Origin of the sequence: Mesorhizobium sp. M1A.F.Ca.ET.072.01.1.1 (genome assembly GCF_004023325.1) — a bacterium.
Taxonomy (GTDB): domain Bacteria; phylum Pseudomonadota; class Alphaproteobacteria; order Rhizobiales; family Rhizobiaceae; genus Mesorhizobium.
The window spans coordinates 1-14,629 of the sequence record NZ_RZSF01000166.1 but is presented as its reverse complement, the minus strand read 5'-3'; the positions used below and the strand labels follow the sequence as shown (position 1 = coordinate 14,629).

At 63.7% G+C, this 14,629-nt stretch carries 12 protein-coding genes and 1 pseudogene; 6 read left to right on the top strand and 7 right to left on the bottom strand.

The features are described 5' to 3' along the window. A partial coding sequence (locus tag EOA32_RS21590; RefSeq protein WP_128372845.1) for an NAD-glutamate dehydrogenase domain-containing protein occupies positions 1-3,720 on the bottom strand: 3,720 nt, incomplete at its 3' end. Between the two features lie 125 nt (positions 3,721-3,845). On the opposite strand from EOA32_RS21590, the gene EOA32_RS21585 reads away from it, so the two are divergent. The 3 genes from EOA32_RS21585 (at position 3,846) to EOA32_RS21575 (ending at position 5,938) form a co-directional block, all read left to right on the top strand. Then, on the top strand, positions 3,846-4,409 hold the full coding sequence (locus EOA32_RS21585) for a peroxidase-related enzyme (RefSeq protein ID WP_128372844.1): 564 nt from the start codon (positions 3,846-3,848) through the stop codon (positions 4,407-4,409). A gap of 219 nt (positions 4,410-4,628) precedes the next feature. Then, on the top strand, positions 4,629-4,952 hold the full coding sequence (locus EOA32_RS21580) for a hypothetical protein (protein ID WP_067002171.1): 324 nt from the start codon (positions 4,629-4,631) through the stop codon (positions 4,950-4,952). Between the two features lie 359 nt (positions 4,953-5,311). Beyond that, the gene (locus tag EOA32_RS21575; protein WP_128372843.1) at positions 5,312-5,938 is read left to right on the top strand and encodes a DUF1062 domain-containing protein; all 627 of its coding nucleotides are present in this window, start codon (positions 5,312-5,314) and stop codon (positions 5,936-5,938) included. A gap of 56 nt (positions 5,939-5,994) precedes the next feature. Here EOA32_RS21575 and typA read toward each other — a convergent pair whose 3' ends face one another. Further along, a complete protein-coding gene (typA, locus tag EOA32_RS21570; RefSeq protein ID WP_067001463.1) occupies positions 5,995-7,824 on the bottom strand; it encodes a translational GTPase TypA in 1,830 nt (609 codons plus the stop codon). A 193-nt stretch (positions 7,825-8,017) separates the two neighbouring features. Here typA and EOA32_RS21565 point away from each other — a divergent pair, with 193 nt between their 5' ends. Further along, complete coding sequence (locus tag EOA32_RS21565) at positions 8,018-8,302, top strand: hypothetical protein (RefSeq protein WP_245499351.1); 285 nt, start codon at positions 8,018-8,020, stop codon at positions 8,300-8,302. A 97-nt stretch (positions 8,303-8,399) separates the two neighbouring features. Here the strand turns inward: EOA32_RS21565 and EOA32_RS21560 are convergent, their stop codons facing one another. Together EOA32_RS21560 and EOA32_RS21555 are read right to left on the bottom strand one after the other, a co-directional pair. Then, positions 8,400-9,974 (bottom strand): alkaline phosphatase, encoded by a 1,575-nt coding sequence (locus EOA32_RS21560; protein ID WP_128372842.1) that lies wholly within the window; start codon positions 9,972-9,974, stop codon positions 8,400-8,402. A 136-nt stretch (positions 9,975-10,110) separates the two neighbouring features. Further along, on the bottom strand, positions 10,111-11,394 hold the full coding sequence (locus EOA32_RS21555; protein WP_128372841.1) for an MFS transporter: 1,284 nt from the start codon (positions 11,392-11,394) through the stop codon (positions 10,111-10,113). Positions 11,395-11,473: 79 nt separating this feature from the next. Between EOA32_RS21555 and EOA32_RS21550 the strand changes: the two genes are divergently transcribed. Further along, positions 11,474-12,091 (top strand): TetR/AcrR family transcriptional regulator, encoded by a 618-nt coding sequence (locus EOA32_RS21550; RefSeq protein ID WP_128372840.1) that lies wholly within the window; start codon positions 11,474-11,476, stop codon positions 12,089-12,091. Between the two features lie 130 nt (positions 12,092-12,221). Further along, positions 12,222-12,812, top strand: a complete 591-nt coding sequence (locus EOA32_RS21545) for a hypothetical protein (RefSeq protein ID WP_128372839.1) — start codon at positions 12,222-12,224, stop codon at positions 12,810-12,812. 280 nt (positions 12,813-13,092) lie between these two features. On the opposite strand, the gene ppa is transcribed toward EOA32_RS21545, so the two are convergent. From ppa to EOA32_RS39975, 3 genes and pseudogenes are all read right to left on the bottom strand, one after another. Beyond that, on the bottom strand, positions 13,093-13,626 hold the full coding sequence (ppa, locus tag EOA32_RS21540; protein WP_067001447.1) for an inorganic diphosphatase: 534 nt from the start codon (positions 13,624-13,626) through the stop codon (positions 13,093-13,095). 216 nt (positions 13,627-13,842) lie between these two features. Next, the gene (locus EOA32_RS21535; protein ID WP_067001444.1) at positions 13,843-14,349 is read right to left on the bottom strand and encodes a GNAT family N-acetyltransferase; all 507 of its coding nucleotides are present in this window, start codon (positions 14,347-14,349) and stop codon (positions 13,843-13,845) included. 150 nt (positions 14,350-14,499) lie between these two features. Next, positions 14,500-14,629 (bottom strand): annotated as a pseudogene (locus EOA32_RS39975) (TPM domain-containing protein); the annotation flags it as partial.

Here is a 14,629-nt window from a genome sequence, read left to right as displayed (position 1 = left end):
GTCGAGCAGGCCGCGCGCTTCGAGCGCCGTCATGAAGCGCGCCTGGTGCGCGATGTCGGCCAGCCCGCGCTTGCGCGCCAGCGACAGCGCCAGCGTCTGCTGGTAGTTGTTGGAAAGCACCAGCGTGCTCACCTCGTCGGTCATCTCGGCAAGCAGCTTGTTGCGCGCCGGCCGCGCCAGCGAGCCTTTGCGCATGGCCGACGCCAGCGCGATCTTGATGTTGACCTCGACGTCCGAGCAGTTGACGCCGCCCGAATTGTCGATGGCGTCGGAATTGCAGCGGCCGCCCTTCATGCCGAACTCGATGCGCGCCCGCTGCGTGACGCCGAGATTGGCGCCCTCGCCGATGACCTTGGCGCGCACGTCGAGCGCGGTGACGCGGATGGCGTCGTTGGCGCGGTCGCCGACATCGGCATTGGTCTCGCCGGAGCCCCGGACATAGGTGCCGATGCCGCCGAACCACAAAAGATCCACGGGCGCCTTGAGGATGGCGTTCATGATCTCGACCGGCGTTGCCGTGGTCTTGGCGAGGCCGATCGCGGCGGCCGCCGCTGGCGGCAGCGTTATCGCCTTCAGGCTGCGCGAGACGATGACGCCGCCTTCCGACAGCTTTGACTTGTCATAGTCCTGCCACGACGAGCGCGGCAGCGCGAATATGCGCTGGCGCTCGGCCAGCGAGGCCGCCATGTCCGGGTCGGGATCGATGAAGATGTCGCGGTGGTCGAAGGCGGCGATCAGCTTGGTCGCCGATGACAGGAGCATGCCGTTGCCAAACACGTCGCCCGACATATCGCCGACACCGACGACCGTGAAGGGCTCGGTCTGGATGTCGCGGTTCATTTCGCGGAAATGCCGCTTCACCGCTTCCCAGGCGCCCTTGGCGGTGATGCCCATCTTCTTGTGGTCGTAGCCGGCCGAGCCGCCGCTGGCGAAGGCGTCGTCCAGCCAGAAATTGTGCGTCTCGGAAATGGCGTTGGCCGTATCGGAGAAGGTCGCCGTGCCCTTGTCGGCGGCAACGACGAAATAGGGATCGTCCTGGTCGCGCCGCACCACGCCGGCCGGCGGAATGATGCCGTCGACACCGATATTGTCGGTGATCGAAAGCAGGCTGGAGACGAAATTCTTGTAGGCCGAAGTGCCGGCCTCGAAGATCGCGTCGCGGCCGGCGCTCATCGGCAGTTTCTTCGGATAGAAGCCGCCCTTCGCGCCGACCGGCACGATGACCGCGTTCTTGACCTGCTGCGCCTTGACCAGACCCAGTACCTCGGTGCGGTAGTCCTGGGCGCGGTCAGACCAGCGCAGGCCGCCACGCGCCACCGGGCCGAAGCGCAGGTGCACGCCCTCGACCTCCGAGCCGTAGACGAAGATCTCGCGCCAGGGCCGCGGCGCCGGCAATCCGTCGACCGCCTGCGAATCCAGCTTGATCGCCAGCGACTGTCCTTTGTCTTTCGTATCGGTAACGAAATGATTGGTGCGCAGCGAGGCTTCGATCAGGTTGAGGTAACGACGGATGATGGTGTCGTCGTCGATGTTGGGCACCTCTTCCAGCGCGTCCTTGATCTTGGCCTTGAGGTGCTTGGCGGCGACCACGCCCTCGGTCTCGGCCGCCGGGCCAAGGCGGGCAACGAACAGCTGATGCAGGCCGCGCGCGATCTCCGGATAGCGGTTGAGCGCGGCGGCGATGAAATCCTGGCTCTGCGGGATACCGGCCTGCTGCAAATAGCGGCCGTAGGCGCGCAGGATCGTGATTTCGCCCGACCAGAGACCCGCGGTCTGGGCAAGGCCGTTATAGCCGTCGTTGTCGACGTCGCCGCGCCAGACCGACAGGAAGGCATCCTCGAACAGCGCGCCGTCGCCGAGGTCGATCGGCTTGCCGTAGCTGTTCTCCAGCTCCATGTCGTGGATGAACACCATGCCGGAGGCTTCGTCGCCGACCTCGAAGGTGCGCTCGCTGATGACGCGGAAGCCGATATTCTCCAGCACCGGCACGCGCCGCGACAGCGCCACCGGACTGCCGTGGTGATAGATCTTCAGCGCCGCCTGGTGCGGCTTCTGGTCGGCATGGCGGTAATAGTCGATGGCGATCGGATTGGCCGCATCGATCCTGGCGATGCGACCTGCGTCGGCCAGCGCCACGGCCGGCGAGAACGAATCGCGATAGCTTTCCGAAAAGCGCGAGGCAATGGCCGTGAGCGTTGCATCCGCGCCGGATTCCGACACTGCTTCGCGCAGCGCATCGTCCCAGGTGCGCACGATGTCGCGGATCGCTGCCTCGATCGTTGCTGGCTCGACCTTTGGCGTCTTGCCGCCGGAACGGCCGATGATGAAATGCACACGCGCCAGCCCGCCTTCCGGGAAGGCCGGATAATATGCCGACAGCCGGCCCTGAAATACCGTCTTCAGGTAGGTGCCGATCTTCTCGCGCACGACGCTGTCGTAGCGGTCGCGCGGCACGAAGACGAGAATCGAGACGAACCGGTCGAACTGGTCGACCCGCACCAGCGCCCTGACGCGCGGCCGTTCGATCAGCCCCAGGATGGCTTCGGCGTGCTTCCTGAGGATCGGCACCGGAACCTGGAACAGCTCGTCGCGCGGATAGCTCTCCAGCACGTTGATCAGCGCCTTGCCGGAATGGTCATGTGGATTGAAGCCGGACTTGGCGATGACCGTCTCGGCCTTCGAGCGCAGATAGGGGATCTTCATCACCGAACGCGTGTAGGCGGTCGAGGTGAACAGGCCGACGATGCGCAGCTCGCCTGAAAGCACGCCCTTGGCGGTGTAGGTTTTGACCCCGATATAGTCGAGATAGATGCGCCGGTGCACCAGGGACTTGGCATTGGCCTTGGTGACGATCAGCGGTTCCGGCCCATGCAGGAAGGCGCGGATCTCCGGCGTTGTCGACACCGCCTCGGTGCCGCGCCTGAGAACCAGGACGTCGGGATCCGCGAGGATGCCGAGGCCGGGTTTGTCGGCGCGCTCCAGCATGCCGCTCTTCTCGCCGCCGGTGTAGTTGAACTCGCGCATGCCAAGGAAGGTGAAATTGTCGTCTCGCAGCCATTCGAGGAAGGCGATCGCCTCGGTGACATGCGCCTTGTCGAGCGGCACCGGCGCGTAGCGGAATTCCGAGATGGCCTGATCGAGCCGGGCAAGCATCGGCTTCCAATCGGCGACGGCGGCGCGCACCTGGTCCAGCAGCTTCTTCAGGCGGCCGGCCAGGGCTTCGGCCTGATCGGCCGAAAGGCGGCCGATATGGACGTGGACGACGCTCAGCCGGTCATGGCTGGTTTCGCCCTTGACGGAGCCGCCGTCACCGAGGATCTCCTCGATGCCGCTCTTGCCGTGCCGGACGACGATGACGGGATGGGTGACCAAAAGCGGCTCGCCGGCGCTCTCGGTGATCTCGCCGAGGATGGAATCGAACAGGAACGGCATGTTGTCGTTGACGACGGTGATGACCGTCATCGGCCGGCCCTGGCGCGTCACGCCGGAATCCACGTCTATGGCAATGATGCAATCGCCCTTTCTGTGCCTGGCGACCGCCCGGCCGGCGAGATCGGCGGCGCGTTCGAGGTCGGCGACGTCATAGGCGGCGATGTCTTCGGCCGGCGTGCGGGCGAGGAGATAGTCGGCGAGCCTGCCGGGCTTTTCGCCTGCCCTTGCCGCGCCTCCTTTTGCCGTGCTGGTCTTTTTCGGCTGGCTCGCGGTTTTCAGGCTTGCCATGATGTGAAGTCCCTCCCGTCACATGCTTTTGGGTCTATGGTAGCAGATGAGCGCTATTTGGCGACAAAGGTTTGACGACGCTTTAAGAAAATCGAACCGACGCTCACCCTGCGAGGAGAACGGATATGACCGACAGGATTACGGCGCTCGACCTGGCCCGGGCGGAGCTGAGCGAAGCGACGAAGGCTTATTTCGCCAAATGCGAGGAAAAGCTCGGCCTCGTGCCCAACGTGCTTCTGGCCTACGCCTTCGACGAGAAGAAGCTGCGCGCCTTCACCGACATGTACAACGAGCTGATGCTGGGCGAGTCCGGCCTGTCGAAGCTGGAGCGCGAGATGATCGCGGTCGCCGTTTCCTCGATCAACCAGTGCTACTACTGCCTGACCGCGCATGGCGCGGCGGTGCGCCAGCTTTCCGGTGAGCCCGCTCTTGGCGAGATGATGGTGATGAATTTCCGCGCCGCCGGCTTGCCCGAAAGGGAGACGGCGATGCTGGAATTCGCGGTCAAGCTGACGGAGGAGCCGGCCAAGATCGTCGAGGGCGACCGCGCCGCGTTGCGACAGGTGGGCTTCAGTGATCGCGACGTCTGGGACATCGCCTCGACTGCCGCCTTCTTCAACATGTCGAACCGGGTGGCCGCTGCGGTCGACATGCGACCGAACCCCGAATACCACGCCATGGCAAGGTGAGGCTCACCGGCCTCACATTAGCAACGTCGAATTTCTCGTTGCCCGCCCCGCGGTTTGGGTCGATGATCAACGATTGCGGCTAGCCCGCATATCGATGATTGCGGCTAGCCCGCATTTCAACGATTGCGGCGTAGCCGCATATCGGATTGCGGCGTAGCCGCATACCGCCAGGCGGCGCTGCCGCATACCGGCTCGACGCTGCCGAAAAGGGAGGAGAACATGGCGAAATTTCTCTATGTCTATCACGGCTCCGGCAAGATGCCGACCGAGGAGGCCGAGCGCAAAGCTGCGATGGATGCCTGGACCGGCTGGTACGACAAGCTGGGTTCGGCCGTGATCGACGGCGGCAATCCTGTCGGCATGTCGAGAACGGTGCTGCCCGGCGGCGTGGTCGAGAACAATGGCGGCAGCAATCCAACCGCCGGCTACACGATCGTCGAAGCGAAGGATATCGACGATGCCGTCGCCAAGGCCAGGGATTGTCCGATCCTGATGAACCCGGCCTTCAGCGTCGAGGTCGCGCCGATCATCGAGATGATGTAGCGCCAAAGCGCCCGAAGGTCGTCACAGTGAAACACGGCGGGCGGCATACTCTTGCCCGCCCGCCGTCGCACGGCTAGAAGAGCCGATCCTTTTCCGATTTCGAGTTTCACTTTGCCTCAGTAACCGCCGGTCTCGTCTACTCCCGAAAGCACCGCAGGCGCGCTTTGGCGGCACCTGCATTCATTTCATGTGTTCTTCAGGCGGCGGCGCGAGACCGGTTTGGCATTGCTGAGCCGCCGTCGCGCAATCGCGCGGGCGCCTGATTTTCATCCGCTACAGCCTTTCGCCACACCGTGCCCGCATGGGCATCTCTGACATTGCCGCGCTGACGGACTTCCCGACGGGAAGGGCCTATCGGCATGTCTCGAACTTTGCGCATTCGCTGGGTGATCGCGCCCGCGGTCGCGCCTCGACCTCTCATCAACTGCAATCGCTGCGGCGGCGTCAAACCTTATCAATGCAGCGGAAAGTTCCGCGTCAACGCCAACGGCAAGCGCATCGATGCCTGGCTGATCTATCGCTGCACCGACTGCAACAATTCCTGGAACCGCACCATTTTTGAGCGATGCAACCGTCGCGACATCGCACCGGCGCTGCTGGCTGCACTGGAGCGCAACGATCCGACGCTGGTCCGACACTATGGCTTTGATGCCGTGGCGCTCAGAAATCGGGTCGGGCGGATCGAAGAATCTCCCGAAGTCACGGTGCGAAAGGAGCCGCTGGATGGCAGGCCGGAAGGCGCGACGGCGCTTTGGCTTGAGCTTCGGCTCGATGCCGCAACGCCCTTGCGGCTTGACCGCTTGCTCGCCGGCGAGCTCGGCATCTCCCGGTCGAGGCTGCAGGCCTGGGAGGCGCGGCGGTTGCTCGCCATCGAACCGTGCGGCGCCAAAGCCCTGCGCAGGCCGGTGCGCGACGGCATGGTGGTACGCGTCGACCTCTCCGGCGAGAGCGGCCGTGACGCTGTCGTTTCGGCCGCATGTGCATGAAGTGAAAAGAGAGGGAGCGATGCCCCCTCCCTTGAGTAACTGCCTGGGCTAAAACCCTACGCCGCGCCCATCACCTTGGCCGACTTCTCGAAGCGCTTGCGCTCGTTCGGGTCGAGATAGAGCTTCCTGAGCCGAATGGTCTTCGGCGTCACCTCGACCAGCTCGTCGTCCTGGATCCAGGCCAGCGCGCGTTCCAGCGTCATGCGGACCGGCGGCGTCAGCTTCACCGCCTCGTCCTTGCCGGCGGCGCGGATGTTGGTGAGCTTCTTGCCCTTCAGCACGTTCACTTCCAGGTCGTTGTCGCGGGAATGGATGCCGATGATCATGCCCTGGTAGACCTTGACGCCCGGATCGATGATCATCGGGCCGCGGTCCTCCAGGTTCCACATCGCATAGGCGACCGACTCACCCTGTTCGTTGGAGATCAGCACGCCATTGGTGCGGCCGGGCAGCTCGCCCTTGTACGGCTCGTAGGCATGAAACAGCCGGTTCATCACGGCGGTGCCGCGCGTGTCGGTCAACAGTTCCGACTGATAGCCGATCAGGCCGCGGGTCGGCGCGTGGAAGACAAGGCGCTGGCGGTTGCCGCCGGAGGGGCGCAGCTCGACCATCTCGGCCTTGCGTTCCGACATCTTCTGCACGACCACGCCGGCGTGCTCCTCGTCGACGTCGATGACGACTTCCTCGACCGGCTCCAGCAACTGGCCGTCATCGCCCTTCTGCATGACGACCCGCGGGCGCGACACGGCGATCTCGAAGCCTTCGCGGCGCATCGTCTCGATCAGCACGGCAAGCTGCAACTCGCCTCGACCGGAGACGAAGAAGGAATCCTTCTCCGGCGATTCCTCGATCTTGAGCGCCACATTGCCTTCGGCCTCGCGCAGCAGCCGGTCGCGAATGACGCGGCTGGTCACCTTGTCGCCCTCGGTACCGGCAAGCGGACTGTCGTTGACGAGGAAGGACATGGTCACCGTCGGCGGGTCGATCGGCTGCGCATGCAGCGGCTCGCTCACGCTCGGATCGCAGAAGGTGTCGGCGACGGTGCCCTTCGACAGGCCGGCGATGGCGACGATGTCGCCCGCCTGGGCTTCCTCGATCGGCTGGCGCTCGAGGCCACGGAAGGCGAGGATTTTCGAGATTCGTCCGGTCTCGATCTGCGTGCCGTCATGGTGCAGCACCTTGACCGCCTGGTTTGGCTTCAGCGAGCCCGACTCGATGCGGCCGGTGATGATGCGGCCGAGGAACGGATTGGCCTCGAGGATGGTGCCGATCATGCGGAACGGACCGGGATGCACCGTCGGCGCCGGCACATGCTTGACGACGAGATCGAACAGTGGCGCAAGGCCCTGGTCCTTCGGGCCTTCCGGATTTTCCGACACCCAGCCGTCGCGGCCCGAGCCGTAGAGGATCGGGAAGTCGAGCTGCTCGTCGGTCGCATCGAGCGCCGCGAACAGGTCGAACACCTCGTTGACCACCTCGATGTGACGAGCGTCCGGGCGGTCGATCTTGTTGATGACGACGATCGGCCGCAGACCTACCTTCAGCGCCTTGCCGACGACGAACTTGGTCTGCGGCATCGGCCCTTCGGCGGCGTCGACGAGCACGATCGCCGAATCCACCATCGACAGGATGCGCTCGACCTCGCCGCCGAAGTCGGCGTGTCCGGGCGTGTCGACGATGTTGATGCGGGTGCCCTTCCAGTCGACCGAGGTCGCCTTGGCCAGGATGGTGATGCCGCGTTCTTTTTCGAGGTCGTTGGAGTCCATGGCGCGCTCGGCGACGCGCTGGTTTTCGCGGAAAGCGCCGGACTGTTTCAGGAGTTGGTCGACGAGCGTGGTTTTCCCATGGTCGACATGCGCGATGATCGCGATATTGCGGAGGTTCATTGTCTGGTCTCGGGAGCGTTGCAGGCAGCAGGCCAAAAGCGCCGCCTTTTTCGGTTGCGCGGCTCATACAAGGTTTTTCGCAATTGCGAAAGGGGAGGCCCCGCCCCAAATAAATGGTCACTGATTCTTAAACGTCTTGGTGTGAAATGATTCTGTTAACCAACGCGGAACCTTTGAGGGGCCGGGCAATTTCATGTTCATGACCGATCAGATGTCCAGATTGCGTCCGGTTTTCGCGTGGGCAGCGCTTGGCGTGCTTGTCGTGGCTGGCGCCGCGCAGTCGGCGGCTGCCCTGAGAGAAGCCGAGCCCTCGCCCCCTGATGCCAAAACCGCGCAGCAGATGTTTGCCGACGCCCCGGACGGGGTCGACCCGATCGTCACCGGCCCGGTCAGCGCCGCCTTCAAGCAGCGCCAGAAGGCAGCCAACTGCGACACCGCCGTCTGGCCGAACATTCCCGCGACCTGCTATCCGGACTAATTGCGGACGGCTTTCTGACAACGGTAGCACTCCGGCACATGCCCCCGTGCCCTGCCGGACAGTCCGGCAGGAAATAGGGGGGTGCCTCGTCCCGACCCTAAGCCGACCGCACCGGATCGAGCGTGACCTTGTAGAGCTCGTTGTCGTCGCGATCCATCAGCCGCACCGTTAGTTGCTCGGTGGCGCCGGAAATGTCGACCAGGCCGAAGAACTGCAGGCCCGCTGATGGCGGCAGGTTCTGGCCCTGCTCGGCGCTCGGCGCCGTGATGAACTTCAGCTCGGGCCCGAAGGTCATGTCGAGATCGTTGGGACCGAAGGTGCCGGCGTGGATCGGGCCGGAGACGAATTCCCAGAACGGGTTGAAATCCTGGAACTGCGCCTTGTCCGGATTGTAGTAATGCGCCGCCGTATAGTGGACGTCGGCGGTCAGCCACACCGTGTTGGTGATGCCGGCGTTCTTGATGTAGCGCAGCAGGTCGGCGAACTCGAGCTCGCGGCCTTTTGGCGTGCCATTGTCGCCGTTGCTGACCGCCTCGGCGCCGGCCTTTTTGGCCGCGTCGTTCCAGACGACGAGGCCGAGCGGCATGTCGGCGGCGATGATCTTCCAGGTCGCTTTGGAATTCGCCAGCTCGCGCTTCAGCCACTGCGTCTGCTGCTCGCCGAGCATGCGCGACTTCGGCGTCAGCGTGTCCTCCATGTCGGGGCCGTTCGGGCCGCGATAGGAGCGCATGTCGAGGAAGAACACGTCGAGCAGCGGCCCGTGGGCGATCTTGCGATAGACGCGTCCCGGTTCCGAAGGCTCGTAGCGGATGGTCGTCATTTCATGGAAGGCGCGCGCCGCTCGGGCCGTCAGCACATGGATGGATTTTTCAGTGTAGCGGTTGTCGGCCGTCAGGTCCTTCGAATCCGACCAGTTGTTCACCACCTCGTGGTCGTCCCACTGGTAGAAGGTCGGGCAGATGGCGCTAAGCTCGAGCACGTGCTTGTCCATCATGTTGTACTTCCACTGGTCGCGATATTCGTCCAGCGTTTCGGCGACCTTGCGCTTGCCGTCGATCATGACGACGTTCTTCCACTTGCCGCCGCCGGGCAGGTCGACCTCGTCCTTCATGGCGCCGTCGGCATAGATCGTGTCGCCGGAATGGAGGAAGAAGTCAGGCGTGTGCTTGGCGATGGTGGAGTAGGTCTTCATGCCGGTCTCGTCGATGCCCCAGCCCTGGCCGGCGGTGTCGCCCGACCACGCGAAGCGCACGTCGCGCTTCGACGCCGGCGCGGTGCGGAAACGGCCGACGATCGGCTCGGAGACGGCGTTGATGTCGGAAAGATCGGCGGCCGTCATCCGGTAGAAAATGTCCTGGTCGGCGGCGAGGTCGGTGAGCAGCCGCTTCACCGTATAGTCGCTGGCGGGCGAGGTATCGAGCGGCGCCAGCCTGACGGCGTCGGCGAAGCTTTCGGTGGTCGACACTTCGTACATCACGCGCGCCGGCCGGTCGGTGCGGGTCCAGATCACGCCGGAGGTGGCGTCGATATCGCCGGACTGGACGCCGTGGGTGAAGGCCGGGCGCTGATTGGCGCGCGAATAGTAAGGCAACGCGAGACCGGAGGCGCCGACTAGGCCAAGGGCGCTGGCCGAGGTGACGAAAGCGCGGCGGGTTAACGAGAGCTTGTTCATGGCTGTCTCCGGATGGCGTTGAACGGGACCGCAAACCTCCGGCCTCAATGTTTCAGGCGCATATCGGAACCATGAAATTTTGATAACAGGTCACAGCTCTCCCTTCTCCCCTTGCGGGAGAAGGGGAAGTCGCGCTTTAGGCCGCCTGCGGTTCCGGCTCAAAAGCCGGCTTGCTCGTGTTGATCAAGAGCGAAATACAGGCCGCGGCTATGCCGGTCATGCCGGCGATCAGGAAGGCAAGCTCGTAATTGCCCTGCAATTCGCGCATCGTGCCGCCGAAGGCCGCCGCCGCCGCGGCGCCCACCTGGTGGCCGGCGACGATCCAGCCGAACACGATCGGGCCGCTGCGGTCGCCGAAAGCTTCGTTGGCGAGCCTGAGCGTCGGCGGCACTGTGGCGATCCAGTCTAGTCCATAGAGCACGGCGAAGATGATCAGGCTGACCGCCGAGAAGCCGGAATAGGGCAGATAGATGAGCGACAGGCCGCGCACGGCGTAATAGACGCCAAGCAGCTTGCGCGGATCGAAACGATCGGTGAGCCAGCCGGACAGCGTCGTGCCGATCAGGTCGAAGATGCCCATCATCGACAATAGCCCGGCTGCCTGCACCTCGCCGATGCCCATGTCGCCGCAAAAGGCGATGAGGTGCGTGCCGACGAGGCCGTTTGTGGTGAAACCGCAGACAAAGAATGTGGCGAACAGGTACCAGAACACCCTGGTTCCCGCGGCACGGCGCAACGTGTTCAGCGTATGCGCCAGGAAATTGCCTTGCGCGGCCGGCGACACCGGCGGCACGTCGTCGGCATCGGCGCCATAACGCACCTGGCCGATGGAAGCCGGGCGCTCCGGCACCAGCAGAAAGACCAGCGGCACGAGAGCCGCCGTGGCAATGGCGATGGCAACGGCGACCGGCTTCCAACCTCCCGACTGAGCCAGCGAGGCGAGCAGCGGCAGGAACACCAGCAGGCCGGTCGCGCTGGAGGCGGACATCAGCCCCATCACCAGGCCGCGATTGGTCTTGAACCAGCGATTGACGATGGTGGCGCCGAGCACGGTCGCGACCGCGCCCGAGCCGATGCCCGAAAATATCCCCCATGTGATCAGCAGATGCCACGGCTTGGTCATCAGCAGGCTGAGCGCTGTGGAGCCCGACATGATCAGCAGCGCGGCAAGCAGTGTGCGGCGTAGCCCGATCCGCTCCATCAACGCCGCGGCAAATGGCCCGGTGAGGCCATAGAGGAAGATGCCGACCGCGGCGGCAAGCGAGACGACATCGCGCCGCCAGCCGAAGCTCTCTTCCAGCGGCAGCATCATGACCGCCGGCGCGGAACGAAGCCCGGCGGTGATCAGCAGGCAGAAGAAGATGACTGCGACGACGACGAAGGCGTAGCGCTGGCCAAAGGGACGGGAATGAGCTATCATGTTACTGACCGGTACGTTGCAGTGGAACGGGTGCCATTCATACGTACCGGTCAGTAACATTGTCAAGCGAGTTTGTTGAATGCCAACGGACAATAAAATTGAAGCGTCGATTATCGGAGCCGGCACGGCGCCGGCGCCGAAGGCTGCCGACAAGATCCTCGACGTGGCGCGCGACCTGTTCTATCGCGAAGGCATCCGGGCGATCGGCGTCGATGAGATCGTCAGGCGCGCCGGCGTCACCAAGCCCAGCCTGTACCGGACCTTCCCGTCCAAGGACGAACTTGCCGCTTCCTATCTGCGCAAGTACGACCTCGAATTCTGGCAGCGGTTCGACGAGGCGGTGGACGCGCATCCTGGCAATCCGCGCGCGCAGATCATCGCTTTCCTCACCCGCGTCGGCAAACGCACGCAGAGGCCGGACTATCGCGGCTGCGGCATGACCAATGCGGCGGTCGAATATCCCGAGCACGGCCATCCCGCGCGGGTGGTGAGCGAGAACAACAAGCAGGAATTGCGCCGGCGCCTGCGCGCCATGGCGGCCGCGATGGGTGCGAGTGATTCCGACACGCTCGGCGATGGGCTGCTGCTGCTGATCGAGGGCGCCTATATCAGCGGCCAATTGTTCGGCCTCGACGGACCGGCGGCATCGGTCGCCCGTAACGCCGATCTGCTGATTGAAGCCAGCTTGAAGAAATAGTGGTCCGCACCGTCCGACTGCCCAGTTCCGGGCGTCGATGGCCTAGACAATTGACCCTTCGCGCCAACCCAGCTTCCTAGGCTCACGCGGGTTTTAACGCTACGCTGAAGCGCCAAACGGAGGTCTTCGGATGCGCGCCTGGCTTGCTCTTACTGCCTTTGCTATCCTTGGTAGCTCGGCCCATGCCGGCGACATTTCCAGCGCCTATACCGACCTCGACTGGAAGAAGGACTGCGTGACCTACGCGCAATCGGAAGAAGGCGACGGCGACTGGGCGAACCTCGCCTGCGCGGGCTATCGCGGCTATCCGGTGCTGATCGGCTATGACGACGCGCGCGAGTCCGTCTACTACGGTTTTCCCTCCGACGACATGACCGCCAGCTGGGAAAGTTTCTCCGGGTTCAACACCGCTGGGGCGAAGGTCGAGTGGCGCATCGAAACCAATGGCGACAAGGCGGTGCCCTTCGCCGTCATTCATCGGCGCGAGATCAGCAATCCCGAAAACGAAAACAAGCCGACCGAGGTGCTGGTCGTCGCCAAGGTCGCGCAGCCGGAGGAGCATGAGGGCTGCACAATCGGCCTCGTGCTCGCCACCGGCAATCCTCAGGCCAGCGATCAGGCGCGCAAGCTCGCCGATCAAAGGGCGAAGGGTTTTGCTTGCGGCAAGGACAAGCGCGAGGTGATCGGCAACGTGCCGGACTTTGGGCGAGTAGATAACTAGAAATTAGAGGGTGTTCGACGAGTGCGAGACGGCGAAGGTTGCGCATTCGTCATCCTTGGGCGGAGCAAGGAGCGAAGCGACGCGGCGCAGACCCAAGGATCCATGCCGTTACATCAAGACGTTGCCACGGTGCAGTAATTCTGTTCCGTAACGATCTTCGCGCGACCTCACGGCATGGATTCCGGGTCTCCGCGACGGAGCTGCGCTCCTGCTTCGCCCTGGGATGACGACGTTGAGGGCTCGCCCAAGCCCCATTGCCCAGGCGTTGGCTGCCGCTTACCTACTTGACCGCCTTCGCCCGTTCGATCGCCTCGACGATCATCTTCTTGGCATAGTTGGAATCGTGCCAGCCCTCGATCTTGACCCATTTGCCGGGCTCGAGATCCTTGTAGTGCTCGAAGAAGTGCTGCACCTGCTGGCGGGTGATTTCCGGCAGGTGCGTGTATTCGGTGACATTCTCGTAGCGCAGCGTCAGCTTCGGCGAGGGAACCGCGATCACCTTCTCGTCCTGGCCGGCATTGTCTTCCATGATCAAGACGCCGATCGGCCGCACATTGATGACGCAGCCCGGCACCAGCGCGCGCGTGTTGCAGACGAGCACGTCGATCGGATCGCCGTCCCCCGACAAAGTGTGCGGCACGAAGCCGTAATTGCCGGGATAGCGCATCGAGGTGTGCAGGAAGCGGTCGACGAACAGCGTGCCGGCCTCCTTGTCCATCTCGTACTTGATCGGCTCGCCGCCGATCGGCACCTCGATGATGACGTTGATGTCCTCTGGCGGATTCTTCCCCGTTGGTACGGCTTCGATGCGCATGCTCAAATCCCTCTCTCGATTTGTGAGATCGATAGCGGGCGGCGCTTCATGGTGCAATGCGGCGAATAGCACTGGACGCTAATGGAAGCGCACAGATTGTGATGGATTGTAACCCAATGCATGTCGCCCAAGACTGCGCAGCGGTTTTGGGCGAACGATATGTATCAAACGAAGACTTGAAGCACGTCACCGCAAACGCGTTTTAAGTGGCGGCCATCATTCCCAGACGAAGGCAACCTTCTTCAGCGCCTTCTGCTCGAAGACTTCGACGCCTTCGGCGACGTCGCGGCCGCCATTGCCGGCATAAAAGGCCAGCGCATTGTAATTGTCTTCCAGCGCCCACACCACCAGGCCTCTGAGGCCGTGGTCGGCAAGGCGCGTCCGCGCCGCCTTGAACAGCCTGCTGCCGAGGCCGATGCCCTGATATTCCGGACGCAGGTAAAGCTCGTAGATCTCGCCTTGCTGCCTGAGCTCGCGGGCGCGGTTCCTGCCGATCGTGGCATAGCCGGCGATCGTGCCCCCGATCTCGACCACCAGCACGGTAGCTGCCTTGCGAATTGCGTTCGCCCACCAATCGGGGCCGCGGCGATTGATCATGGCCGTCAGCGTGCGATGCGGGATGATGCCGGAATAGGCGCCGCGCCATGCCTCCTGGTGCACGTCCGCGATAGCTGTTGCATCGCGAGGGTCGGCTTTCCGGATGTCGATCGTCAGCGTGTTCATGATTTGTTAATCATAAACCCGCTTGGCCCGACTGCAAAGAGTCCCGCGCTGTCGCGCCCGCGCTTTCTCACAAATGAGCTTGGCGGCATCGGAGGCACCGAAAACCAACCCTCACCCGGCCCCGGCAGAGCAGATTTTCAGCAAGTTCCGTCAGATCTCGACGAGATGGTCATCCAATTCATTGGTGTCGCCGGCGGTAACCGGGAAATGCTCGGCCAGCACCGCGCCGACCGATTCGATCGCCTTGGCGAAACCGTCGGCGAGTCGATCGTCGCCCGCG